The sequence below is a fragment of the Synechococcus sp. N19 genome (assembly GCF_900474045.1).
Classification (GTDB): domain Bacteria; phylum Cyanobacteriota; class Cyanobacteriia; order PCC-6307; family Cyanobiaceae; genus Parasynechococcus.
The window spans coordinates 14,467-38,356 of sequence record NZ_UCNR01000018.1; the positions used below are offsets into that span (position 1 = coordinate 14,467).

A 23,890-nucleotide genomic window follows, 5' to 3' on the forward strand; every position below is an offset into this window, starting at 1 on the left:
CCGCTTGGCGCAGATTGCGTGGCTCGGCAAGAAGTCTCCCTTCTGCGGGAATGTGTCCTACGGGATCAGCACCACGGAGGCCCTGCGCAAACGCGGGCATCAGGTGCACTTCATCCATTTCGATAACCCGCGCAGCCCGGAGCGCGACGACACATCGCTGCTGGCCAACGACCCGGACGTCAGCCTGCCTTATCTGGTCAAATCGCAGGTCTACACGATCCCTTCACCCGGGGCGCAGCGGGAGCTGAGGGAATCCCTGGAGCGGCTGCAGCCCGATCTCGTGCACGCCAGCCTCACCCTTTCGCCTCTGGATTTCCGCCTGCCGGAGCTGTGTCAGCAGCTGGGCGTGCCCCTGGTGGCCACCTTTCATCCCCCCTTCGATGCAGGCCTGCGCAACCTGACGGCGGGCACCCAACAGCTCACGTACCAGCTGTATGCACCGGCCCTGGCCCGCTACGACCGGGTGATCGTGTTTTCACAGCTTCAGGCGGACTTTCTCGAGCGCCTGGGCGTTCCCGCCGATCGACTGACGGTGATTCCCAATGGTGTGGACACCGACCGCTGGTGCCCCACCAGCCCCGGCACCCTTTCGCTGATGCATCAGCAGGTGCGGCAACGGCTGGGCCGAGAACGGATTTTCCTCTACATGGGACGCCTTGCAACGGAGAAGAACGTTGAAGCCCTGCTGCGGGCCTGGCGGCTGGTTTCACCGGAGGGCTGCCGGTTGGTGATCGTCGGCGACGGGCCGCTGCGCAACAGCCTGATGAACCAGTTCAACGACGATCGGATCCTCTGGTGGGGCCACGAGCCAGACCTGGACACCCGGGTTGCTCTGCTCCAGTGCGCTGAGGTCTTCATCCTGCCGAGCCTTGTGGAGGGCCTGTCGCTGGCCTTGCTGGAGGCGATGGCCAGCGGAACAGCCTGCGTGGCCACCGATGCCGGTGCCGATGGCGAGGTGCTGGAGCAAGGGGCGGGAATCGTGCTGAGCACCCAGGGCGTCACCACCCAGTTGCGCACACTGCTGCCGGTGCTCAGGGACCAGCCGGTGCTGACCGCGGAACTGGGCCGCAAAGCCCGCCTCCGCGCCTTGGAGCGTTACACGATTTCCAGCAACATCGATGCCCTCGAACAGCTCTATGCCGACCTGATGCAGACCAACACGGTCGCCGCCTGAGCCAGGCCATCAGCGCCAGTCCAAGCCAGGAACCCAGCCCACAATCGCTGGGGTGACTGCGGCGTATTGGCTGTAATCCGGATGCAGCGCCCGCAACCCCTGCTCCTCGAAGCGGGCTTTACCCCGCAGCACAGCCGCCAGGCTGACCAACAGCAACAGATGCAGCGGGCTGCCTGTGGCCAGCACCACTCCTGCGGAACACAGCAACACCGCCCGGTACAAGGGATGCCGGCAGATGGCGTAGGAACCTGTGGCGATCAACTGATTCGCCGGCTTGGGCGCTGGCAGCGGCGAAAGGCTGGCCCCAAGACAGCGAAACGCCTCAAGGGCCCGAAACAGACCAAAAGCCAACAGCAGCAGGCCCAGCCCGAACAGGGGTTTGGGCCAAATCGCCACACCGAAGCTGGCGGGAGCTGGCCAGACCGGCAGCAGATGGGCCGTGATAAGCAGCAGCTGGGCCAGCAGCCACCACTCACCCCGGCGGTTGTCCCACCAGCCGCCCCAACTGAAGCCCCAATCGGAGAACATTCACTCGCTCACCACCAATGTTCGGACGTTACGGCGCTGCACCAGACCCGCCAGGGTCTGCATGTCGTCCCAGCGAATCAAGCCCACACAGCCGAGCGTGCCGCTGTTGGCGTTGCGGTTGGCACTGGGGTCGAGATGAATGCCCAGATGGCCTCGCCCTGTGGGGAACTGCGGTTCAATCCCAATCCAGATCGGCCCGAGCTAACGTGAATCAGCGGGACCCAGGGGCTCCACCGGCCCAAGGACGTAGCGACCGGCGGCGAGCGGCGCGCGGGTGCCGGAGCGATGGCGATCGGCGTTCTGACGGTGGGCCCGACCGCTGACGGCATCGAATTGCTGCACGGGCTGACCTGGGGTTTCCAAACGCAGACTCCAGATGGGATCGCCCGTGCGCGGGAGCGATCGCGTGGTGCGGTTCAGCACCAAGACCGACTCGTTGGCGGCGGTGGAGATGGATGGCGACGTGGTGGGGAGCCTGGAGGCAGAGGCCAGATCCATCTCAGCGGCAGAACAGGGCACGACCAACAGCGCCAGCAGCTTCAACGCGAGACACGACCGAACGACCACAGGAGCCAGGCAAACAGGGCGGAACCCTATGGGCGGTTTTTATTCGCTGAGGAAATAAAAGCCAGCACTCTCACTGCCCCCTTCTGAGACCCAGCTCGAGAAAAGATTCAGAGCTCGTTTTCGGCCAACCGCAACGCTTCAGCCTCCTTGGTTGGATCCAGGGCGCAGCTGTCATCCAGCAGGCGCTGCAGGCGTGGGCTGACGGCGACCACCAGGGGATTGGTCAGCACGCGCCGGCTGATGCCCAACTCCTCGAGCGAAATCGCCAGGGCTTGGCTGGCCTGGCGGCGCGGCAGACGCCCCTTCTCCACCTGACAGTCGCTGCTGGCCTTGGCCATGGCGGCATAGCCGCGAATGCGGCGGGCTAGCACCACCACGGCAACCCGGCGCTGAACCTCGGGTGCCAAAGGAGCATCCTCGGCAGCAACAGGGATGGGTGTTGCCATAGGCAGACCCAGCAACAGCGCAGCAAGGAAGCGGTGGAGACGCATCAACGTGTCTGGAACGCCCCCTCAGTCAAGCCTGGGAAATCGCTGGGCGATGCTGCTGCCGGTGTACTGCGCCACCCATCCCTCGGGGTTGTTGAACCAACGCACAGCACAGAACTGAGGCTGAGAGCCCATGTCAAACCAATGACGGGTCCCGGCAGGGACCCGCATCAGGTCGCCCCGTTCGCACAGCACGCTGAGCACTTCGGAACCGATGTGCAGCACAAACAAGCCGCACCCTTCCACAAAAAAGCGGACTTCGTCTTCGGCATGGGTGTGCTCCTCAAGAAACTTGCGGCGCAGGGGCTCGCGATCGGGGTGATCCGGCGTCATCCGAATCGCGTCGACCGTGGCGTAACCGCCATCGCGTTGAACCCGGGCAATGGCATCGGCATAGGCCTGGAGGATGGTGGCCTGGTCGGCCCCCTCCGGCAGACCCTGCTCCGCCGGCCATTGCTCAAAGCCGATGCCCCGGCGGCTGAGCTCCGACTGAATGACGGCTGGATCATTGCTCTCCAGCGCAGGCATGGGCCCATTCGCAGCATGGGCTGAGCTTTCGTCTGGAAAGATGCTGAGACGACTCATCGTCTGGACCCCGGGCGCATCGACTGCTGACCATCATCGATCCCGCCACGACTGGGGGTCTCACACTGGTGGGGGTCGGCCCCGGCGATCCTTGCCTGCTCACCCTGGCCGCCGTTGAAGCTATCCGCCAAGCGGAGGTGGTGGCCTACCCGGTCGGACGACCGGGGGCCGACAGCATGGCCGCCAAAATCGCCGCGGCCTGGATCCGCAGCGACCATCAGCGTCTGCCCTTGTTGTTCCCGATGGTGGAGGCCGCCGAACCGCGTCGCACCGCCTGGGGAGCGGCGGCGCAGGAGCTGCAGCAGGCCATCCGTTCCGGCCAGCAGGTGGCACTGCTGTGTGAGGGAGATGCCTCGCTGTTTGCGAGTTGCAGCTACGTGCTGCTGGCCCTGCGTCAGGCGTGGCCCGACTGTCCCATCAGCGTGATTCCCGGCATCACCTCCTGCTCGGCAGCCGCGGCTGCGGGCCTCTGGCCCCTCGCTCTTCAGCAGGACCAACTGCTGTTGCGCCCTTGCCCCGACACACCCGAGGAGCTGGAGCGGGTGCTGGATACCGCCGCGGCAACGGGGCAAGTTCTGGCCCTGCTGAAGCTGGGTCGGCGCTGGAGTTGGGTGCAACCCCTGCTGAAGCAGCGAGGCCTGCTGCAACAAGCACTGTTTGCCGAGCGGGTCGGCTGGCCCGACCAGCAGATCTGTTGCGCGGATGCCGTTGCGGCCGAACCTCGCCCCTACTTCTCGCTGCTGCTGATCCGGCAGGGTTGGCCGGAGGTGTTGCCCTAGGCCAGCTCTCGGCTGCGTTCCGCAGCAGCGACCACTGCTTCGATCAATGCGGAGCGAAGGCCGATGCGTTCGAGCGCGCGAACGCCAGCGATGGTGGTGCCCCCCGGAGAGGTGACCATGTCCTTGAGCTGGGCAGGGTGCAGATTGCGACGGTCCAGCAGCTCAGCCGTTCCAGCCAGGGTGCGGTGGCTCAGCCGCAGGGCCAGGTCCCTCGGAAGACCGGCAGCAACAGCCCCATCAGCCATGGCTTCCGCCACCAAGGCCACAAAGGCAGGGCCCGATGAGGTGAGGGCAAGGAACGCATCGAGCTTGGCTTCCGCCAACTCCAGAACTTCGCCCACATCGGCGAACAGCTGCCGCACCTGATCGCGTTGCCCTTGGTCGATCCCCTCCCCCCAGGCCAGAGCTGTCAAACCAGCTCCCACCAGCGCAGGGGTGTTGGGCACCGCCCGCACACAGCGATGACCGGGAAACAAATGCTGCAACCGCGCCAGAGACACCCCCGCCAACACAGAAATCAGCAGCGGTTGACCCACAACAGGTCCTGAAGCTGCTGCAACGGCATCGAGTTGCTGCGGCTTCACCGCAAGCAGCTGGATCGGAGCCGTCCAGACCTGCTGAGCGGAAGGGTCATCAGCCGCAACCAAACCGATGCCAGCCGGAAGGCCCCCACGTCGTTGCTCAAGGGAGCCGGATCCTCCGACCACCGCCAACAGCTGGTCGGCCGGAATCCGTCCACGCTCGAGGAGAGGAACCACAAGGGCCTGAGCCATGCGACCCAGGCCGATCACACCGAAAGCGGGCTGCACTGCGGGCTTCAGAGAGCGGCTGCCCCCCAGGCGGGCGAAGGTGCGCTGGCGGATTCGTCGACATCCGCCACATCGGCCTCACGGCTCACCACCGTTGGAGCCGAGGCTTCGTCTTGACCGGTGTTGGTCACGGTGACGCAGCTGGGGGCGAACAGGAAGATGCTCTCGCCGACGCGCTCCTGGTGTCCATCGATCGCGAAGGTGCCACCAGCAACGAAATCAACAGCACGCTGGGCCTGGTCGGGCTCCATCATCGTTAGGTTGAGGATCACCGTCTTGCGCTCCCGCAGCGCCTGAATGGCCCGAGGCATTTCATCGAAGCTGCGGGGTTCCATCACATTCACCTCGGACACAGCATTGCTGATGCCGGGCATGCCGATCACGTTGGATCCAGGCAGATCACCACCCAGGTCAAACGGGTTGGAGTCTCCAATGGTGGCCAGTGCACCACCGTCAGCCTGCAGGGCGCGCTGGTCCTGGTCATCTTGCTCGTCGTCGTAGGCGAAATCATCCAATTCGCCATCGAGATAGTCATCGCCAGCGACGACGGCACGGAGACGGGAGATCAGCGACACCTTGGGATTCCTCTCGGTCTGAATGTGGTTCGAAAACCATGTCCCTGGATACCGTTTTCGCTGCGGCGGGGCAAGTCAATTCGCAGCGTCTGTTGACACCAATCTCGGACCGAACAGAGCCGAACCGATCCTGAGCCAGGTGCTGCCCGCTTCAGCAGCCTCTTTCCAGTCCGTGCTCATCCCCATCGAGCACTCCGCCAAGGCCAGCCGATCCGCCAGGGCACGGCAGTCGGAAAACAACGCCTTGCGCTGATCTGCAGCCATCTCGAGAGGCGCCATGGTCATCAGACCCGAGATCCGCAACCCCGGCAGAGCCTGCAGATCAGACCAAATGGCACCGAGTTCATCGGCCGACAAGCCCCCTTTGCTGGGATCGGGCCGCAGTTTCACCTGCAGCAGCACTTCAGGCTGACGGCCCTCCTCAACGGCGATGCGCGACACCCGTTCGGCCAGCGCCAGAGAATCCACCGAGTGAATGACGTCGAAGGCCTTCACCACCGGCCGCACCTTGTTGCTTTGCAGGCGACCAATGAAATGCCAGCGCAAGTTCAGATCGATCAGCTCCTCCTGCTTCGGCAGAGCCTCCTGAACACGGCTTTCCCCGAAATCACACTGACCAAGCTCCGCCACGGAACGCACGGACGCGGCTGGATGCCCTTTGCTGACGGCCAGCAGCCTGGATGAAGTGGGGCGGGCTGCCTGGAGCACCTGCCAACGCGCCGCGAAGGAATCGGTCAAGGGTTCAGATGAACGTTTGATCGAACAGCTGACTCCAGGACTCGAGGTCGTCCGATCCATCACGACGGCAACGGCCCAGATGCACCTCAGCGTGGTGACGCGCATCCCCGTAGGGAATCACTTCGAACTGGGCGCCACGGGGCTGCAGGGTGACCAGGAAGAACATGCGCTGGGCATACAACGTGGCGTAGACGTCACGGCCCTCACCTGCCGGAGCCACCCGATAGAGCATCCCGAAGGTGGGGTGATTCAGATATCGCTCGGACGCCATGCCGTGATCGGAGCTCATAGAGCACCGTACTGACCACGGAGCCCAATCACCAAGACAAGAACGACCGTCGCCAGGCCATTCAGCAGGGGAGCAGCCCGATCAGGCGGCATGCGGAAGTACGACGGACCGAGAATTCGCCCCCCACGGGCGACCAGGGCATCGGCCCCCTGCTCAGCCCTGAGAAGGATGTTGGCCAGCAGCCGCTCTCCGACGGCCAGCACCAGGCCGAAACCGGCCTTGAAGCCCAGCTGGCGCAGGTTGACAGCACGGCTGGCGAGAGAGCGCAGCAGATTCTGAAGCTCCTCCTGCACAAGAGGCAGAAAACGAAGTGCCAGCAGCAATTGAAACCCCAGCCGCTCCACAGGACATCCCAGCCACTTCAAGGGAGCCAGGCACCAGCTGAGGGCCCAGACAAGATCCTCAGGCGGGGTCGTGATCAGCATCAGGTTGACGCTGTGAATCACGGTGAAGATCAAGGTGGACGTTCGCAGCCCCAGCAGCGCCGAGGCCCGATCCACCACCAGCGGCCCCAGCTGGAGACCGCCCAACTGCAGGGGGCCGAGGCGCAAAAGATCCCAGGAGGGGCCTTCCGTCTCGAGCCCCGGAAGCTCGGCCGGATTGCGCAGCGGGAAGGCCGCAGGGGGATCCACAGCCGGCAAGAACATCGACAGGAGGCCCACCACAACGGCCAAGGCCGTCAGCAGCAGCACAGACCTCCACCACAGCGAGCGAGCCAGTCCACTGCCGAGGGTGATCAGCACCAGAACCACCACCAGGCCAACGCGCCAGAGGGGCCCCGCCAGAACAGGCGTGAGCAGAAAGACAAGAGACCAGGCCAGCTTCAGCCGAGGGTCCAAGCGCCGGAGCCAACCCGTGGACCCATCGACGTATTGACCCATCGGGACCTGGCGCAACCAGTCCATGGCTCAGCCTTTACGACTCTGCTGACGGGCCAGGTCGCGTTCGGCATCACGCTGTTGCTTGCCGCGCCAGAACAGACGCAGCGGGCTGCCATCGAAACCGAGGCCCTCACGGATCTGACGCTCCACATAGCGCCGGTAGGTCTCTCCGAACAACTTGGGGTCGTTGACGAACAGGGTGAAGCTGGGAGGGCGGCTGGCCACCTGGGTGCCGTAATACAGCTTTCCTTGGCGTCCACCGCGGGTGGTGGGGGGACTGCGCCAGCTCAGCGCTTCCTTGAGCACCTCGTTCACAACGGAGGTACTGACGCGGCGACGGTGCTGCTCAACCGCCAGGGCGGCCAAGGCAAAGATGCTCTCCACCCGCTGGCCGGTGAGCGCCGAGGTGAACAGCATCGGAGCCCAATCGAGGAAATAGAGCTTGGAGCGCAGCTCCTTTTCCATCGCCGTCATGGTGTGGCTGTCTTTTTCCACCGCGTCCCACTTATTAACCACCACCACGCAGGCACGGCCGTCCTCTTCAATGCGACCCGCCAGGCGCTGATCCTGCTCGGTCACCCCATCGAGGGCATCGATCACCAGAACACACACATCACTGCGTTCAATGGCCTTGAAACTTCTGTTGATGCCGAAGAATTCCGGGCCGTAGTTGACACTGCGCCGCCGGCGGATGCCCGCTGTGTCCACCAGGCGCCAGGGACGATTCTCACGAATGATGCTGGTGTCAATCGTGTCACGGGTGGTGCCGCGGATCGGGCTGACAATCGCCCGCTGCTCTCCGCAGATGGCATTCAGCAGACTGGATTTCCCAACATTCGGCCGTCCGATGATGGCCATCTGAATCGGCTCGTCCTCGTCACCCTCCTGATCCTTCGGGGGAAAAAAGGTGAGCACCTGATCCAGCAGTTCTCCGGTGCCGGCGCCGTGGATGGCCGAGATCGGATGGGGTTCACCCAGGCCAAGGCCCCAGAATTCTCCGGCCATCGCCAGGCCCTGTTCCGGCGACTCGCACTTGTTCACCGCCAACAGCGTGGGACAGCGGTGACTGCGTAGAAATTCTGCGATGGACTCGTCAGCGGCCGTAAGCCCCTGCTGACCGTCCACGATCACCAGAGCCACACTGGCTTCCTCAAGCGCCAGAGCCGCCTGCTCCCGGATCTCCGGCAGGAACTCGCTGTCATCGTCGAACACCAGTCCACCGGTGTCGACGACCTTGAACTCCCGATCGCCCCAGTAGCCGTCCTGGTAGGTGCGATCACGCGTCACGCCAGGCTGATCGTGAACGATGGCTTCCCGGCTGCGGCACAGCCGATTCACCAAGGTCGACTTACCGACATTGGGGCGTCCGATAATTGCGACGACAGGACGCGCCAAGGGTCTGCTCAGGCCAATCTTTCACCCTACAGAGACGCCATAAAGCCCCTGGAGAACCGAAATTCCTTCGGAGCGAGACTAATGAGTCTTGCTCCGAAGCAGCTAGGGCGAGTTCAGTTGTTCCCTCGCCATGCTCGAGCTCGTCGCCAGCCTTGTGGTCGAACTCTCCGACCAACGCCTGACTGTCTACAACAGCGATCAGGAGGTGGTTCGCGTGATTCCGGTCAGCACCGGCAAGGCCTCAACACCGACGCCGATCTTCAACAGCAAGGTTTATACAAAGTACCGATCCACCACGATGTATGGACGCACTTACACCGTTCCCGGGGTGCCGTTCACGATGTGTGTGAGCCCGAACGAGGCCATCTGCCTCCACGCTGCTCCCTTGCAGGAGAACGCCGGGAAACCCTTCGGCGTGCCCCGCAGCCATGGCTGTGTGCGCATGCCGCTGAACCACGCCCGTTGGCTGTTCCACAACACCCCGAAAGGCACACCCATCACGATTCAGGCCTGAGTTAGGCCACCGGATCACTTCACCGGCAGATCGCCGGGGTGCCCATGCACCGGATCGGCAGGAGGGGGAAGCTCAGGGCCCAGGGGCCCCTGCTCCGGCAGGGGCTCGCCCCGCTGGGCCAGCCAGGCCAACAGCCAGTTCACGGCTGTGGCCCGTCGGGTGCGGCGGGGGTACAACTCACCGATGCGGTACCCCGCGAAATTGAGCTGTTGTTTGAGCAGCTGTTTGTGTTCCTTGGGAACCGAGCGGGTCAAACGAACCGACGCCGGACGCTCCGCGATCAGCTCGGGAGCCTCAGGGAAGGCGTCGGCCCATCCAGAGGGTGTGTCGGGACCGGCGCACCACTGCGGTTCAGCAGGCTGATAGCCCAGACGTTCCCAGATCCTTTCGCAGACAAAGCGATCGCTGCAGCGGTCCTCGAGGATCTGCTCCAGCAACGAACGACTGAGCGGCCAGGGCATGTCGGTTGCGTTGTGCAGCATGGACCCATGATTGCTTCATCCCCTCTGCAGCTTCCCGGCAATGGAACCGCGCGTCAGCTGCGCTGCCGCGTGTTGCAGTCGCCGCTGGCAGGGGTGAGCGATCGGATCTTTCGCGGTCTGGTGCGGCGCTGGGCGCCCGACGCACTGCTGTTCACCGAAATGGTGAATGCCACCAGCCTCGAGATGGGGCATGGGCTCTGCAAGGTGGAGTCGCTCGCCGAGGAATCCGGGCCCATCGGCGTGCAACTGTTCGACCATCGCCCCCAGGCCATGGCTGATGCGGCACGACGGGCTGAAGCCAGTGGTGCCTTTCTGATCGACATCAACATGGGTTGCCCTGTGCGCAAGATCGCCCGCAAGGGGGGTGGGTCCGGCTTGATCCGTGATCCCGAGCTGGCCATCAAGATCGTGGAAGCGGTGGCAGAGGCCGTGGCCGTGCCCGTCACGGTGAAGACACGCCTGGGGTGGTGTGGCAGTGATGCCGATCCCGTGCAGTGGTGCCAGCAGCTGGAACAAGCCGGTGCACAAATGCTCACCCTGCATGGACGCACCCGCGAACAGGGCTTCAAGGGCGCTGCGGACTGGAGCGCGATTACCGAAGTAAGAGAAGCCCTCACGATCCCCCTGATCGCGAATGGCGACATCAACAGCCCCGACGATGCCCTGCGCTGCCTGAAGCAAACCGGCGCAGCGGGAGTGATGGTGGGCCGAGGCACGATGGGAGCCCCATGGCTAGTTGGCCAGATCGACGCCGCCCTGGCCGGTCGTGCGATCCCCGCCACTCCCAACCCGTCAGCACGGCTTGCACTGGCCCGCGATCAACTGAACGGTCTGGTGGAGGATCGCGGCGACCATGGTCTGCTGATCGCCCGCAAACACATGGGCTGGACCTGCACGGGCTTCCCCGGTGCCTCGCGACTGCGGCATGCCCTCATGCGAGCCCCCACGCCCGCCCAGGCCAGGGAGCTGCTGACGCAGCAGATCGACGCCCTGGCCGCGTCCGCCGCATGACAGCGACAGACAACCCCACAGAGGAAGGATCTGTTGCAACGGCTTTGCCATCGCCTCAAATGGAGTGATCGCAAGGGTTCTCGTGCTGAAATAGCGCCGACTTCACGCCGGTGAGCCAGCCGATGAGCACCGCATACAAGCGACGGGGAATCATCCTGGCTGGCGGAAGTGGAACGCGGCTGCATCCGATCACCCAGGCCGTCAGCAAACAGCTGCTGCCGGTTTACGACAAGCCCATGATTTATTACCCGCTCAGCACTCTGATGCTGGCCGGGATCCGCGAGGTGCTGATCATCACCACCCCCCACGACAGGGAGGCATTCCAGCGCTTGCTCGGCGACGGCCGCCGCTGGGGAATGACGATCGAGTACGCCGTGCAACCGAGCCCGGACGGTTTGGCCCAAGCATTTCTGATTGGTGCCGACTTCCTGGCGGGCCACCCCGCAGCGCTGGTGCTGGGAGACAACCTCTTCCATGGGCACGATCTGGTCCCCCAGCTGGTGAACAGCAACGCTCAAGCCCATGGGGCGACGGTGTTTGCCTACCCCGTCAGTGATCCCGAGCGTTATGGCGTGGCCGAATTCGATGCCGATGGCCGCGTGCTCAGCCTGGAGGAAAAACCTCAGAAGCCCAAGAGCCGCTACGCCGTCACTGGGTTGTACTTCTACGACGACAGCGTCGTGGAACGGGCCCGCCAGGTGAAGCCTTCAGCACGTGGCGAGCTGGAGATCACCGATCTCAACCAGCTGTACCTAAGTGAAGGGCTGCTGAGGGTGGAATTGATGGGTCGCGGCATGGCCTGGCTCGACACCGGCACCTGCGATTCCCTCAACGATGCCGGCAGCTACATCCGCACGCTCGAACATCGCCAGGGGCTAAAGGTGGGCTGCCCCGAGGAGGTGGCCTGGCGCCAGGGCTGGATCACAGCAGAACAGCTGAATCAGCTGGCGGAGCCCCTCAAGAAGAGTGGCTACGGCTCCTATCTCCTGCAAATGCTCGAGGAGAGCGTGAGCGATCACGCGGCTCTGCAATCCAGCCTGAAGATGCGCCATGCAGCTTGAACAACTCAAGACCAAGTACGGCGAGGTGATGCAGGGTCCCCTGCTGATCACGCCCCAGGCCTTCGGCGATGACCGTGGCTGGTTTTACGAAAGCTGGAACCAACGCAAGTTCGATGAAGGCGTCGGCGAATCGGTGCTGTTCTCGCAAGACAACCACTCCCGCTCAATCCAAGGCGTGCTGCGGGGACTGCATTACCAGCTCAAGCCGGAACCCCAGGCCAAGCTGGTGCGTGTAACGGTTGGGGCGATTTACGACGTCGCCGTCGACATCCGACGCAACTCACCAACCTTTGGCGCCTGGGTCGGCGCTGAACTGAGTGCCGAGAACAAAAGCCAGCTTTGGATTCCTGAGGGCTTCGCCCACGGCTTTCTCACCCTCAGCGATGTTGCTGAGGTGCAATACAAGGCGCGAGGGTTCTGGAACAAGTCTTGTGAGCGGGCCATTGTCTGGAACGATCCAGATCTGGCCATTGCCTGGCCGATCGAGCGGCTGCAAGGGATCGAGGTGAGCCTCTCGGGCAAAGATGCCGAAGCAGCAGGGTTCAAAGCCGCTGCGGTGGCTGGAGACGTTTTCCCATGAAGGTGCTGCTCACCGGAGCTGGCGGTCAGCTGGGCCAGGCTCTGATCGCTTCCGCCCCTGCGGGAATCGAGCTGGTGGCCACCAGCCGTCAGCAGCTTGACCTAGCGGACCCTGAAGCTTGCCGCAGCGCCGTGGAACAGCACCAACCCGACTGGGTGCTCAACGCCGGTGCTTACACGGCGGTGGACAAGGCCGAGTCGGAGCCCGAGCTGGCCCACGCCGTGAATGCCGGGGCACCGGAGGCCTTCGCCCGTGCTCTTGATCAACAAGGGGGACGCCTGCTCCAGATCAGCACCGACTTCGTCTTCAACGGAACCCAGGGAACGCCGTATCAACCCGGGCAGGCCCGCGACCCTCTCGGTGTTTACGGCGCCAGCAAAGCTGCTGGAGAAGCCGCGGTCCAATCGATTTTTGGAGCAGGAGGCCGGGGCCTGATCCTGCGCACCAGCTGGGTGATCGGGCCCGTGGGCAAAAACTTCGCGCTCACCATGCTCCGCATCCACCGGGAACGGGATCAACTGAGTGTTGTCGCCGATCAAGTGGGCTGTCCCACCAGCACCCTCAACCTCGCTCAAGCCTGCTGGCAAACCCTTCAGAGCGCTGGTGACCGCGACTTGCCAGCGGTTATGCACTGGAGTGATGCCGGCGCCGCCAGCTGGTACGACGTGGCGGTGGCCGTTGGCCAAATCGGTGCTGACTTGGGGCTCATCGACACACCCGCAGCCGTTCAACCGATCACCACAGCGGACTACCCGACACCTGCGGAGCGGCCGGCCTACTCCCTTCTTGACTGCACCGCCACCCGAGCCGCCCTGGACCTCAACGGCGAGCACTGGCAGCAAGCTCTGAAAACCGTGTTACAGCAAGCCAAAACGCCATGAAGGGCGACTGAGTCCAACACTTCAACCCCAAACAACGCCCCACCACCCGCTCTCACCAATGGTTTCGTCCATGCCTTCCGCCTCCGACCTGCTGGGAGATCGCCGCAGCGTTCTGGTCACCGGAGGTGCCGGCTTCATTGGCGGCGCCGTCGTGCGCAGGCTGTTGCGGGAGACCACAGTCACCGTCTTCAATCTCGACAAGATGGGCTATGCCAGCGACCTGTCCTCGATTGAGGAGGTGCTGAGCGAGCTGGGCGAAGCGGCAAAGGATCGGCACAGGCTTCAGCAGGTGGATCTGACCGATGCAGCAGCCGTCGAGGCTGCGGTGCAGGAGGCCGACCCTGATCTGGTGATGCACCTGGCAGCGGAAAGCCATGTGGATCGATCCATCTCCGGCCCTGGTGTTTTCATCGAGAGCAACGTCAACGGCACCTTCAACCTCCTGCAGGCGGTGCGGAGCCATTACGGGGGCTTGAGCGGTGAACGCCGGGATGCCTTCCGGATGCACCACATCAGCACCGACGAAGTCTTTGGATCCCTGAGCGCCGAAGGGCGCTTCTCCGAAACAACGCCCTACGACCCCCGTAGCCCCTACTCCGCCAGCAAGGCGGCCAGTGATCACCTCGTTCAGGCCTGGCACCACACCTTTGGGCTTCCTGTGGTGCTCACCAACTGCTCAAACAACTACGGCCCCTGGCAGTTCCCGGAAAAACTCATCCCCGTGGTCACCTTGAAGGCCGCTGGAGGTGAGTCGATCCCCCTCTACGGCGATGGGTTGAATGTGCGGGATTGGTTGTACGTGGAGGACCACGTCGATGCCCTGCTTCTGGCCGCCTGCAAGGGTGAATCCGGCCGGAGCTACTGCGTGGGTGGCCACGGTGAGCGCACCAACAAAGAGGTTGTTCAAGCCATTTGCGAGCAGTTGGACCAGAGCCGCCCTGTATCAGCTCCCCACACCAACTTGATCACCCCGGTGACCGACCGTCCTGGCCACGACCGCCGTTACGCGATTGACCCGGGCCGCATCAGTTCCGAGCTGGGCTGGAGCCCTCGCCACAATGTGGAACAGGGCTTGGCGGAGACTGTGAACTGGTACCTATCCCATCAGGAGTGGTGCAGCAAAGTACGCGAGCGGGCGGGATATGACGGCAGAAGATTGGGCATTGAAACGGTGAAGGCTCAGGGGACAACACCAGACCGTTGATGCGGATCGCCGCCCCGACCAAAGACAGTGATCACGGATGATCGATGCAACGCTCGATCGCGCCGTGGACCCGATGACGCAGCCGTTCAGGATTGAAACCGACAGCCTGGGGGGCATTGAGGTGATGTCCGAAGCGCTCTGGGGAGCCCAGACCCAGCGGTCGCTTCAGAACTTCGCCATCAGCGACGAACGGATCCCGCTCGAGATCATCCAGGCCCTGGCCTGGATCAAGCGTTCCTGCGCCACGGTGAACGGCGAGCATGCGCTTCTGAACCCTCAACAGGTGGAGCTGATCTGCACGGCGGCCGATGCCATTGCCGCTGGCCAGCACAACGACCAGTTCCCGCTGCGGGTCTGGCAGACCGGAAGCGGGACCCAGACCAACATGAACATCAACGAGGTGATCAGCAATCTGGCGTCTCAGGCTTCAGGCACCGCCCTCGGCAGCCACACCCCAGTGCACCCAAATGACCACGTCAATCGGTCGCAATCCACCAATGATGTGTTTCCCGCAGCGATCCACGTCGCCGCGGCCAAGCACCTGAAGGACGGGCTGCTGCCGGCGCTCGATGCCCTGGTGCGGGCCTTGGATGCCAAAGCTCAGGCCTGGATGCCCATCGTCAAGATTGGCCGCACCCATCTGCAGGATGCGGTGCCCCTGCGGTTGGGCGATGAAGTGGGCGCCTGGCGGGATCAACTCAAACAAGCCCAGGCATGGCTGGAGGACTGTCTGGTCAGCCTTGGCGATCTTCCCCTGGGAGGCACCGCCGTGGGCACGGGGTTGAACACGCCGCCGGGCTTCCGCCATGCCGTTGCAGAAGAGCTGAGCCGGGTCGCCGGCGTCAAGGTTCGTCCTGCTGACAACCTCTTCGCGGTGATGGCCGGCCATGACGCCCTCGTCCATGCGATGGGCCAACTTCGCCTGCTGGCGGTAGCCCTGCTCCGGATCGCCAACGACGTAAGGCTGCTTGGGTGTGGTCCCCGGGCGGGTCTGGGGGAGTTGCAGCTGCCTGCCAACGAACCCGGCAGCTCGATCATGCCGGGGAAAATCAATCCCACCCAGTGCGAAGCCATGGCAATGGTCTGCACCCAGGTGATCGGTCTCGATGGCGCCGTGGCAGCCGCTGGCGCAGGCGGCCATCTGCAGATGAATGTCTACAAGCCCTTGATCGGCTTCAACCTGCTGCAGTCCATCCGCATGCTCAAGGACGCCATGACGAGCTTCCGCCAGAACCTGGTGGATGGCTTGGAGCCGGATCGGGAACAGATTCAGCGGTTCGTGGATCGCTCCTTGATGCTGGTCACGGCCTTAACCCCGAGCATCGGTTACGAGAAGGCCAGTGCCATCGCTCAGCATGCCCACCATCAGGGGCTGACGCTGAAGCAGGCGGCCTTGGAGCTTGGCCACATCAGCGAAGCCGATTTTGATCAGCAGGTGAATCCCGGCGCCATGGCCGCTCCGGAGGCCTGAACTCAGGCAGCCCGCTCCGTTGCCGGGTTGAGCGCAGCGGAGGCCGGCACCAGATCCTCGGCTTCGGCCACGGGAAAGCGGTTGATCGCTTTCAGCGCCTGACGGGCATGGCTGCGCAGTTGCTCGCTGATGGCTTCGCAGTAGGGCACCTGGGCCAGAAGGTCCACGGTGCGGCGCATGATGCGCACCACATCGCCCTCATCCAGGGAGGTATTGGCGATCAGATCGCTCCAGGAGGTTCCCCGCGCCCAGGCATCCACAAGGCCCATGAGCTCGGGTTCCCACCAGGCCGGCACCACCACACCGGCGCGTTCCTGCGCCCGCAGCAGTTCGCGACGCAGACCCGAAAGATCTTGCAGGGCTTCCTCCGCTGCAGCAGGTGGCGGGAAGCCACTCCACAGGTCGGGGCGATTGACCTCAGTGCTGATCGCCTCGAACACCGCCGCCAAGTCTGGGGGGGAGAGGTCATCGAGATGGCCACTCATCAGCGCCAGCCCGAGCCAGAGTTCGTTGTCACCCCGCAAGGCAGCAACGGTGCGGCCGATCTCCGTGGGATCCAGCTCATCGAGACATCCGAAGTGCTGCAGGATCTCCATCAAGGCCAGGAAGGTTTCCCAGTGGCGGTTGGCCCGCTGATGCAGCAGATGCTGCCGTTCAGCGATCTCCAGCTCCAGATCTTCCATGCGACGGCGGTGCTTCTTCAGCTGTTTGCGATCTCCCCAGCGATGGGCAGGATGCTGCTCCTGCTCCTGCTCGAGATCCCGCACCAGCCGGGCCTGGGTCAACACCTCCCCAGCCAGGTCGTATTGCGGGGTGGTCATGTCGTGGCGCCGGGCCATGTGGGCCACGGCTAACGCCAAACCACCACTGGCCTGATCGCCATGGCGCAACTCACCGGAGCGGGACAGCTCCGGGACATCCAGCCCATCCACCTGCAGGCAACTGAGCTCCGCATGGATGCTCACCACCGCCTGACAGGGCAAGAGGATCCAGACGTTTTCATCGGTCAGGCAGAGCAGCAGCGGGAACTGACCGGGCCCCTTCACCTTCTCAACGATCACCGCGGGCGCGACGCGCCCGCGCAGCTGCGGCGATTTCAGGCTGACCAGGGTGCCGGTGCTGGCGAACTGCAGGGCCATCGTCAGCTCATTGGCCAGCGTCTCCTCAGCCTGCTGCTGAAGGATGCGGAGCAAGCGCCGCTCTTCGCGTAGCCGCCCACGCATTTTTTCGTAGTCCTCAAAGTCTTCCCAGGGAATATCGCCGGCGACGCCCTCCAACTGGCTGAGTTGCAACCGCAGCTGGGACAGGTTCTCCTCGTCCTCCACGAGGTCAAGCCCCGCCAAGTAGCGGCCAAAACTGCGCTCCACCAGCTCTCTGGCCTTGGCCAGATCATGGCGCTGCAACAGATTGAGAACCATGCCGTAGCTGGGGGTGAACTGGCTTACCAGGGGGTCAGCGGGACTTGTCGCCAACTGACCTGCTTCACGCACACCTTCGAACCGGCTTTGCACCGTCACGACGTAGCCCTGAGAGTCGAGGCCCCGCCGGCCGGCTCGGCCGGCCATCTGGAGGAACTCACTGCCCATCAGCGGGCGATGCCCCCGCTCGGTGCGCTTGGAGAGGGCCGCAATCACCGTGCTGCGGGCCGGCATGTTGATACCCGCCGCCAGGGTCTCCGTGGCAAAGACCACCTTCACCAACCCCTGCTGGAAGAGCTCTTCGATCAACTCCTTCCAGGCGGGCAGAACACCGGCGTGGTGGGCAGCGATTCCCCGCAGCAGCGCATCAGCGTGAATTCCATCCCGAACGGCCTCGGGGTTGTCGTGGCTGTAGGCGGTTAGGCGCTCCTTGATCCGCGCCTGCTCCTCCTGGGTCACCAGGCACTGCACCCCCAGATCACGCACCGCCTTGTCACAACCGCGCCGGCTGAAGATGAAATAGATGGCCGGGAGCATCTGCCGCTCCGCCATCTGAGCCACAACAAAGCTGATCGGTGGTGGCTCGGGTTGCGGCGGCCTCTGGGAACGCCCTTTGCGCCTGTGCCCCTTGGGCGCGCGCCAGACCTTGCAGTTGGGATGAAGACCCGTACAGGCTTCGTTGAGCAGTGGATGCAACCCCTTGGCACTGCAGAAGCTGAACTGCAGCGGCACCGGCCGGTGATCACTCATCACCAACGTGGTCGGACCATGCACCTTCTCGATCCAGTCGGTCAGCTGCCCAGCATTGGCCACGGTCGCGGAGAGCGCCACCAGCTGCACCGTGGGTGGGCAGTGAATGATCGACTCCTCCCAGACCGTGCCGCGCTGGGAATCGTTCATGTAATGGCACTCATCGAGCACCACCGCTTCCACATCAGCCAGGGGATCGTCATGCTCATCCGCCTCGGCGTAGAGCATGTTGCGGAAGATCTCCGTGGTCATCACCACGATGGAGGCCTCGCGATTCACGCTGAGGTCACCGGTCATCAAACCCACGTTCTCCGCACCGAACTGATCGCGGAAATCGCGCAGTTTCTGATTGGAGAGAGCCTTCAGAGGTGTGGTGTAGAAGACCTTCTGGCCATGGGCAAGGGCACGGTGAATGGCGTATTCACCGATCAGGGTTTTGCCGGATCCTGTGGGGGCACTGACCACGACCGAATGTCCCTGGTTGAGGGCATCCATGGCCTCCAGCTGAAAATCATCCAGCGGGAAGGGAAAGATTTCTGAGGGATTCAGTGGGGCACTGCGATCGACATCGGGCTCGGATCGGGGCGTGGCCGGTGTCGATTGGTTCATCGGATGATCTTAAGGAGCCTGGCTGAGCTCTCTTTTCAAACAAGCAATAAGCCGCGCCAATGCAATCAATCAGATGTGCCGACCTCCTTTGACGGAACCAAGCCAGATCATGAAAAATAATGAAGAGAATGCTTCGAGCTCTGGTGAAACAACCGGAGCCTTTTTTGTGCCTGCCTCCGCTGCGGCGAAGGGTGACAGGGGCACTGCGCCAGTGCCATGACGGAGGGGATTAAGCCCCACCGCCTGTGACCAGCACTCAGCTCACCAAGCCGCGGCCGGCTGAAGACACCCTGATCGATGCCCTGAGGGGCTGCCGCGACGTGAAGGAGCTGAAGGCCCTCGAACAACGCCTGGCATCTACAACCGATGCGCCGCCGCTGTTCACCTGGATCTGCGATCTGCTCGTGGCACGGCGCATCTCCCGCGGCCTCGCCGCCCGCCTGCTGTTTGAACTCCACAACGGGGACTCGACCTAGGGCGAGCGGCGCCTCCACACGGCAGCAAGGGCGCTGCCGATCAGGCAGTGAATCACTGCAGAGATGGCACCCGGCAACGCCGTGAGGGGACTGGCGAACCCACCACTGCGGGCGAGCACCACGGCCAGTCCCGAGTTCTGCATGCCCACCTCGATGCTGATGGTGCGCTGGGCCTGCACGCTCTGCCCCGCCAGCCGGGGAATCAGCCAGCCGAGCAGGAAGCCGCCGCCATGCAGCAGCAGGCAAGCCAGGATCAGCACAGGCCCCTGCTGACGCAGCACAGCCGTCTGGCTGCCCACGATGCTGGAGACGATCATCACGATGGCCATCACCGCCAGGGGAGGCATCACCGGCTCAATCCGCTGGGCCACACCGGGCAAACCACTCTTGAGCACAACCCCAACGGTGACCGGCAGCAACACCACCTGAAGCACGGCCAGGAACAGGGCCCAACCGTCCACCGGCACGTACTGGCTGGCTAACACCTGCGTGAGACGCGGGGTCAACACCACCGCCGCCAGGGTGCTGATCGTGGTCATGACCACCGACAGCGCCACATCGCCACGGCCGATCAGAGCCACCACATTGCTGGCGGTCCCCCCCGGGCAGCAGCCGACCAGAATCAAGCCCACCGCAAGCGGAGCAGGCAGATGAAGAGCCGCCGCGATCCCAGCGGCAAGGGCCGGCATCACCAGGAACTGCACCAGCACCCCCAGCAGCATGGCGCGAGGGCGTCGACCCACCCTCACGAAATCAGCGGGTGTCAACCCGACGCCCATGCCGAGCATGATCACGCCGAGTCCAAGGGCGATCAGTGGCCCCTTAAACCAGATGAACAGCGGGGGATGCAGCAAGGCCAGCAGAGCTCCCAGCAACGTCCAAAGCGGGAAGAGCAGAGTGAAACGCTCCCAGGTCATGACGATCAGAGGATTGCGGCCATCCTTGTTCAGGGCGGATTCCAGACTGTTGTGATGCGGGACCACGCTTCTCCCATCCCCCCAGCCCGCCGCCGACGCCTGCGGAGCTTGAACTCCGGCCAGGAACCCTGGCAGCTGCAGGATCCTGCCGTAGCTGGTCAGCTGGTTGATCTGGCGAGCAACGACTACCTCGGGCTCAGCCGTCATCCCGATGTGCGCGCAGCGGCATCGGAGGCCATGGCCTCCGATGGCGTTGGTGCCGGTGGATCTCGCCTGATCACCGGAACCCGACCACGCCATCTGGAGCTGGAAGCAGCTCTCGCCACCTGGCTGAACCGTGACCGGGTGCTGCTGTTCCCCAGCGGATTTCAAGCCAACATCGCCGCCCTAACGGCCCTGAGTGACAGGCACACCATCGTGTTGGTGGACCGGCTGATCCACCACTCGCTGCTGGCCGGCGTCCGCACCAGTGGGGCGCGGCTGCAACGCTTTGCCCACAACGATCTTGAAGATCTCGACCAACGGCTGCAGCGGCTCAAGCCGACAACACGGCCACCACTGGTGGTGACGGAAAGCCTGTTCAGCATGGAAGGCACCAGCCCTGATCTGCAGGGCATCGCCGACCTTTGTGCCCACCACGGTGCACAGCTGCTGGTGGACGAAGCCCATGGACTGGGGGTGCTGGGGCCCGGCGGCCGTGGGCTTTGCCATGGACTCCAACGGCCTGTGGCCTTGGTGTGCGGCACCTTCGGCAAGGCCTTCGGCAGCGGAGGTGCGTTTTTGGCTGGGGACCACACCACGATGGAGCTGCTGCTACAGACCAGTGGGGCCTTCCGCTACACCACGGCCCTGGCCCCACCGCTGGTGGCGGGAGCCCAGGCTGCCCTGCGCCTGATCCAAGCCCATCCCAACTGGGGAAGCGAGCTGAGCCAGCGCTCGCAACGCTGGAGGACAGCACTGGCGCACCAGGGCTGGGCGAAACCGGCAGGACACGGCCCCGTTCTCCCGCTGTTGGTCGGGGACGACCAGGACGCGCTCGACCTCCAGCAACAGCTGGAGCAGGCGGGGCTGCTGTCGGTGGCGATCAGGCCGCCCACGGTGCCGGAGGGGACCGCCCGTTTGCGCCTGGTGCTGCGGCGGGACCTGCCGGAGGGCACATTGGAGCAACTGCTCGCAGCCCTCGGCTCTCGATGATGCAGGTCCTGGCGATGCATGGTTGGGCTGGCCAGGCCGGCACCTGGTCCCACTGGCGTCAACGCTTTGAAGACGGGGGAGCGAAATGGTCCAGCGCGGACCGGGGCTACAGCGGCGGTGAGACCGTTACTCCGGCATGGCCCCCCGGCCCAGGACGCAACCTGTTGATCGCCCACTCCCTGGGGCTGCACCTGCTGCCGGCAGCTTTGCTGGCGCAGGCCGATGCGGTGGTGCTGCTGGGGAGCTTCAGCGCCTTCGTGCCCCACGGGCGCGCAGGGCGCGCGGTGGCGGTGGCTTTGAAGGGGATGCAGGCGGCCCTGGGCACCGACGAGGAACTGATGATGCTGGAGCGCTTCCTCGACAAAGCCGCTTCACCCCATGCCCGCAGCGCCCTGCCCCCAGCCCCCCTGCTGCAGGGTTTGACGAGCCTGGGGCGCCAGCGGCTGCAGCAGGATCTGGAGCTTCTGGCGCGCTGCCAGAGCCTGCCAACGGGCTGGCCTGAAGCGGTGCCTGTGCTGGTGGTGCAGGGCGAACAGGACGCTGTGGTGCACGCCGCATCAGCACAGCAGCTGATCGATGACCTCGGAGCGCAACCGCTGACCCTGCAGCGGGATCCGAATTGGGGCCACGCACTGATCACACCAACGGTGCTCTCGGTGGTGCAGCAATGGCTGGGGGCCCTGTGATTGACCCCGACCAGGTGCTGGAGCGCTTCAGTCGCGCAGCACCGACCTATGCAGGCGAGGCGTTGCTGCAACGGGCCATGGCCTGGCGCCTGGCCCAACTGAGCCGTCGCTGCTCCATCCGACGCGGCCTGTGGGCTGACCTCGGCAGCGGCACCGGTCATCTGGCCGCAGCCCTGGAAGTCGCTCATCCAGGCCAGCAGGTAATCCGTCTTGACGGAAGTGCCGCCATGTTGAACAGCCACCCCCATGGAACACACACCCTGCGGCATGACCTGAGCCGCGGGTTACCGAACTGGAGTGAGCCTCCGCAACTGCTGGCCTCCAGCTTTGTTTTGCATTGGTTGCCGGATCCAGCCCAGCAGCTTCGGCGTTGGGTGGATGCCCTGCCAAAGGGGGGCTGGCTGGCCCTGGCGGTGCCGGTGGCTGGAAGTTTTCCGCAATGGCAGCACGCCGCCCGGGCAGCGAATCAAACCTGCACGGCCTTGTCCATGCCGGTGCGGGCGCAACTGATGGCAGCCCTGCCGGCTGGGGTGGTGCAACGGGACGAGTGCCTGAGCTTCACCCAACGCGCCGCCAATCCACTGCGGCTGCTGCGACCGATGAGCAACATCGGCGCCTCCGTCACCAACGGGGGCCAGCTCTCCCCAGGCCAATGGAAGGCCGTCTTCCGGGCTTGGCCCCAAGCCGATGCCTCAGCCGGGTTCGCCCTGACCTGGAGGATGTGGGTCCTGATGGTGAAGCGATGAACGGCAGCGTCAGTCGCCTGGTGGTGTGCGGAACCGACACGGACGTCGGCAAAACCGTGGTGAGCGCATGGCTCGTGCAGGGGCTTCAGGCCAGCTACTGGAAACCGGTGCAGAGCGGACTGGAGGGTGGCGGTGACCGCGAACGGGTGCGGCAGCTGTTGAACCTCCCGCCGGAACGGATGCTGCCCGAGGCCTATGCCTTCCGAGAGCCGGTCTCCCCCCACTGGGCCGCCGAACTGGACGACACGCCACTCGACCCTGCCCAACTCACCATTCCCCAGCATCAGGGATCCCTGGTGGTGGAGACGGCTGGAGGGTTGATGGTGCCCCTCACCCGCAACTGGCTCCAGATTGAGCAACTGGTGGAGTGGCAGTTGCCCATCGTTCTGGTGGCCCGCAGTGGACTGGGCACCCTCAACCACACCCTGCTCAGCCTGGAAGCGTTGAGACGGCGGAATCTCACGGTGTTGGGACTGATCCTCAACGGCCCCCTCCATGCCGACAACCCGGGGACCCTCAAGCAGTTCGGTGACGTCCCCGTTCTGGCGCAGCTCCCGCCCCAAGCCTCGCTCTCAGCAACGGTTCTGGAGCGGCTTTGGCACGAGCAGAATCTCACCACTACATTCCGAGAAGTGTTGAAGCGCTCGTCCCCGTGACTTCACGTCAAACCCTCGCGACCCTGTCTGTTTCAGCACTCTGCGTTGGGATTCTGGTGCTGTTCACCGACATCGAGGTGCAGCTGGTGCGCTGGGTGAACTGCAGCGCCATCGCCACAGAGGCGGAAAAGAACAGTGACGTCTGCCTCTGACCCCTCAGCCCAGGGCCTTTGAACCGGTGGGGCAGGTGCCCAGACGCATCGCGGCATGTCGCACGGCGACGCGCAGCGGCCATCCGTGACTGAGTTCAGCCTGGATCACCTCCAGCTGGGACGAGGACCAACCCCGCAGCTCGAGATCACTGCGAATCGCTTGCCAGTCGCCCTCAGGGACAACGAGACGTCGCTTGGCCGACGGCTCAGGCCGCGTGGTGGGAACAAAACGCTTGGATTGACGACGGGTGCGTGGGGCAGCCATCCGGGGCAT

At 64.2% G+C, this 23,890-nt stretch carries 29 protein-coding genes; 15 read left to right on the forward strand and 14 right to left on the reverse strand.

The window, feature by feature from the left end; translation table 11 throughout:
- The first annotated feature begins 4 nt into the window (after positions 1 to 4).
- Positions 5 to 1,174: a glycosyltransferase family 4 protein gene (locus DXY02_RS10990; protein WP_114989394.1), complete on the forward strand. Its 1,170-nt coding sequence runs from the start codon at positions 5 to 7 to the stop codon at positions 1,172 to 1,174.
- 9 nt (positions 1,175 to 1,183) lie between these two features.
- Here DXY02_RS10990 and DXY02_RS10995 read toward each other — a convergent pair whose 3' ends face one another.
- The 4 genes from DXY02_RS10995 to DXY02_RS11010 all read right to left on the reverse strand — a co-directional run bounded on the left by DXY02_RS10995 (position 1,184) and on the right by DXY02_RS11010 (position 3,342).
- Positions 1,184 to 1,702: an isoprenylcysteine carboxylmethyltransferase family protein gene (locus DXY02_RS10995; RefSeq protein ID WP_114989395.1), complete on the reverse strand. Its 519-nt coding sequence runs from the start codon at positions 1,700 to 1,702 to the stop codon at positions 1,184 to 1,186.
- Positions 1,703 to 1,903: 201 nt separating this feature from the next.
- Positions 1,904 to 2,200: a hypothetical protein gene (locus tag DXY02_RS13220; RefSeq protein WP_371640165.1), complete on the reverse strand. Its 297-nt coding sequence runs from the start codon at positions 2,198 to 2,200 to the stop codon at positions 1,904 to 1,906.
- A gap of 176 nt (positions 2,201 to 2,376) precedes the next feature.
- On the reverse strand, positions 2,377 to 2,760 hold the full coding sequence (locus DXY02_RS11005; RefSeq protein ID WP_114989396.1) for a hypothetical protein: 384 nt from the start codon (positions 2,758 to 2,760) through the stop codon (positions 2,377 to 2,379).
- A 21-nt stretch (positions 2,761 to 2,781) separates the two neighbouring features.
- A complete protein-coding gene (locus DXY02_RS11010; protein ID WP_114989397.1) occupies positions 2,782 to 3,342 on the reverse strand; it encodes an acireductone dioxygenase in 561 nt (186 codons plus the stop codon).
- A 68-nt stretch (positions 3,343 to 3,410) separates the two neighbouring features.
- On the opposite strand from DXY02_RS11010, the gene cobI reads away from it, so the two are divergent.
- The gene (cobI, locus tag DXY02_RS11015; RefSeq protein ID WP_114989398.1) at positions 3,411 to 4,121 is read left to right on the forward strand and encodes a precorrin-2 C(20)-methyltransferase; all 711 of its coding nucleotides are present in this window, start codon (positions 3,411 to 3,413) and stop codon (positions 4,119 to 4,121) included.
- Here cobI and proC read toward each other — a convergent pair.
- The 6 genes from proC to der all read right to left on the reverse strand — a co-directional run bounded on the left by proC (position 4,118) and on the right by der (position 8,808).
- Complete coding sequence (proC, locus tag DXY02_RS11020) at positions 4,118 to 4,894, reverse strand: pyrroline-5-carboxylate reductase (RefSeq protein ID WP_371640200.1); 777 nt, start codon at positions 4,892 to 4,894, stop codon at positions 4,118 to 4,120. The two genes, cobI and proC, sit on opposite strands and share 4 nt — an antisense overlap.
- Before the next feature lie 44 nt (positions 4,895 to 4,938).
- Positions 4,939 to 5,505: a cell division protein SepF gene (locus DXY02_RS11025; protein ID WP_114989400.1), complete on the reverse strand. Its 567-nt coding sequence runs from the start codon at positions 5,503 to 5,505 to the stop codon at positions 4,939 to 4,941.
- Between the two features lie 75 nt (positions 5,506 to 5,580).
- Positions 5,581 to 6,243, reverse strand: a complete 663-nt coding sequence (locus DXY02_RS11030) for a YggS family pyridoxal phosphate-dependent enzyme (RefSeq protein WP_114989401.1) — start codon at positions 6,241 to 6,243, stop codon at positions 5,581 to 5,583.
- A gap of 4 nt (positions 6,244 to 6,247) precedes the next feature.
- Positions 6,248 to 6,514 carry a PipX family protein gene (locus DXY02_RS11035; protein WP_025362464.1) on the reverse strand — a complete coding sequence of 89 codons (267 nt, stop codon included), beginning with the start codon at positions 6,512 to 6,514 and terminating at the stop codon, positions 6,248 to 6,250.
- A gap of 14 nt (positions 6,515 to 6,528) precedes the next feature.
- Positions 6,529 to 7,437 (reverse strand): energy-coupling factor transporter transmembrane protein EcfT, encoded by a 909-nt coding sequence (locus DXY02_RS11040; RefSeq protein WP_114989402.1) that lies wholly within the window; start codon positions 7,435 to 7,437, stop codon positions 6,529 to 6,531.
- A gap of 3 nt (positions 7,438 to 7,440) precedes the next feature.
- On the reverse strand, positions 7,441 to 8,808 hold the full coding sequence (der, locus tag DXY02_RS11045; RefSeq protein WP_114989403.1) for a ribosome biogenesis GTPase Der: 1,368 nt from the start codon (positions 8,806 to 8,808) through the stop codon (positions 7,441 to 7,443).
- Between the two features lie 130 nt (positions 8,809 to 8,938).
- On the opposite strand from der, the gene DXY02_RS11050 reads away from it, so the two are divergent.
- The gene (locus tag DXY02_RS11050) at positions 8,939 to 9,322 is read left to right on the forward strand and encodes a L,D-transpeptidase (RefSeq protein WP_114989404.1); all 384 of its coding nucleotides are present in this window, start codon (positions 8,939 to 8,941) and stop codon (positions 9,320 to 9,322) included.
- Between the two features lie 14 nt (positions 9,323 to 9,336).
- On the opposite strand, the gene DXY02_RS11055 is transcribed toward DXY02_RS11050, so the two are convergent.
- Positions 9,337 to 9,804, reverse strand: coding sequence for a DUF1823 family protein (locus tag DXY02_RS11055; protein ID WP_114989405.1), 468 nt, complete (start codon positions 9,802 to 9,804; stop codon positions 9,337 to 9,339).
- A 6-nt stretch (positions 9,805 to 9,810) separates the two neighbouring features.
- On the opposite strand from DXY02_RS11055, the gene dusB reads away from it, so the two are divergent.
- The 6 genes from dusB to DXY02_RS11085 all read left to right on the forward strand — a co-directional run bounded on the left by dusB (position 9,811) and on the right by DXY02_RS11085 (position 16,012).
- Positions 9,811 to 10,815 (forward strand): tRNA dihydrouridine synthase DusB, encoded by a 1,005-nt coding sequence (gene dusB / locus DXY02_RS11060; RefSeq protein WP_114989406.1) that lies wholly within the window; start codon positions 9,811 to 9,813, stop codon positions 10,813 to 10,815.
- Positions 10,816 to 10,937: 122 nt separating this feature from the next.
- Complete coding sequence (rfbA, locus tag DXY02_RS11065; protein ID WP_114989407.1) at positions 10,938 to 11,876, forward strand: glucose-1-phosphate thymidylyltransferase RfbA; 939 nt, start codon at positions 10,938 to 10,940, stop codon at positions 11,874 to 11,876.
- A complete protein-coding gene (gene rfbC, locus DXY02_RS11070; RefSeq protein ID WP_114989408.1) occupies positions 11,866 to 12,456 on the forward strand; it encodes a dTDP-4-dehydrorhamnose 3,5-epimerase in 591 nt (196 codons plus the stop codon). Before rfbA ends, rfbC begins: the two co-directional genes overlap by 11 nt.
- Complete coding sequence (rfbD, locus tag DXY02_RS11075) at positions 12,453 to 13,337, forward strand: dTDP-4-dehydrorhamnose reductase (protein ID WP_114989409.1); 885 nt, start codon at positions 12,453 to 12,455, stop codon at positions 13,335 to 13,337. Before rfbC ends, rfbD begins: the two co-directional genes overlap by 4 nt.
- 58 nt (positions 13,338 to 13,395) lie before the next feature.
- Positions 13,396 to 14,541 carry a dTDP-glucose 4,6-dehydratase gene (gene rfbB / locus DXY02_RS11080; RefSeq protein ID WP_114989410.1) on the forward strand — a complete coding sequence of 382 codons (1,146 nt, stop codon included), beginning with the start codon at positions 13,396 to 13,398 and terminating at the stop codon, positions 14,539 to 14,541.
- 37 nt (positions 14,542 to 14,578) lie between these two features.
- Positions 14,579 to 16,012, forward strand: coding sequence for a class II fumarate hydratase (locus DXY02_RS11085; protein ID WP_114989411.1), 1,434 nt, complete (start codon positions 14,579 to 14,581; stop codon positions 16,010 to 16,012).
- A 2-nt stretch (positions 16,013 to 16,014) separates the two neighbouring features.
- Here DXY02_RS11085 and DXY02_RS11090 read toward each other — a convergent pair whose 3' ends face one another.
- A complete protein-coding gene (locus DXY02_RS11090; RefSeq protein WP_114989412.1) occupies positions 16,015 to 18,789 on the reverse strand; it encodes an RNA helicase in 2,775 nt (924 codons plus the stop codon).
- A gap of 245 nt (positions 18,790 to 19,034) precedes the next feature.
- Here DXY02_RS11090 and DXY02_RS11095 point away from each other — a divergent pair, with 245 nt between their 5' ends.
- Entirely contained in the window at positions 19,035 to 19,265 is a 231-nt protein-coding gene (locus DXY02_RS11095; protein WP_114989413.1) for a hypothetical protein, read from the forward strand.
- Here the strand turns inward: DXY02_RS11095 and DXY02_RS11100 are convergent.
- A complete protein-coding gene (locus DXY02_RS11100) occupies positions 19,262 to 20,182 on the reverse strand; it encodes a bile acid:sodium symporter family protein (protein ID WP_114989555.1) in 921 nt (306 codons plus the stop codon). The genes DXY02_RS11095 and DXY02_RS11100 overlap by 4 nt on opposite strands.
- 54 nt (positions 20,183 to 20,236) lie before the next feature.
- On the opposite strand from DXY02_RS11100, the gene DXY02_RS11105 reads away from it, so the two are divergent.
- The 5 genes from DXY02_RS11105 to DXY02_RS12750 are packed head-to-tail and all read left to right on the forward strand — an operon-like array spanning position 20,237 to position 23,616.
- Positions 20,237 to 21,376 (forward strand): 8-amino-7-oxononanoate synthase, encoded by a 1,140-nt coding sequence (locus DXY02_RS11105; protein WP_114989414.1) that lies wholly within the window; start codon positions 20,237 to 20,239, stop codon positions 21,374 to 21,376.
- A complete protein-coding gene (locus tag DXY02_RS11110; RefSeq protein WP_244276301.1) occupies positions 21,376 to 22,062 on the forward strand; it encodes an alpha/beta hydrolase in 687 nt (228 codons plus the stop codon). Before DXY02_RS11105 ends, DXY02_RS11110 begins: the two co-directional genes overlap by 1 nt.
- On the forward strand, positions 21,996 to 22,808 hold the full coding sequence (locus tag DXY02_RS11115) for a methyltransferase (RefSeq protein ID WP_244276303.1): 813 nt from the start codon (positions 21,996 to 21,998) through the stop codon (positions 22,806 to 22,808). Before DXY02_RS11110 ends, DXY02_RS11115 begins: the two co-directional genes overlap by 67 nt.
- A complete protein-coding gene (gene bioD / locus DXY02_RS11120; RefSeq protein ID WP_114989556.1) occupies positions 22,805 to 23,464 on the forward strand; it encodes a dethiobiotin synthase in 660 nt (219 codons plus the stop codon). The genes DXY02_RS11115 and bioD overlap by 4 nt, the downstream gene beginning before the upstream one ends.
- Entirely contained in the window at positions 23,461 to 23,616 is a 156-nt protein-coding gene (locus tag DXY02_RS12750; RefSeq protein WP_170951574.1) for a hypothetical protein, read from the forward strand. The genes bioD and DXY02_RS12750 overlap by 4 nt, the downstream gene beginning before the upstream one ends.
- Before the next feature lie 4 nt (positions 23,617 to 23,620).
- Here the strand turns inward: DXY02_RS12750 and DXY02_RS11125 are convergent, their stop codons facing one another.
- Entirely contained in the window at positions 23,621 to 23,890 is a 270-nt protein-coding gene (locus DXY02_RS11125) for a hypothetical protein (RefSeq protein WP_114989557.1), read from the reverse strand.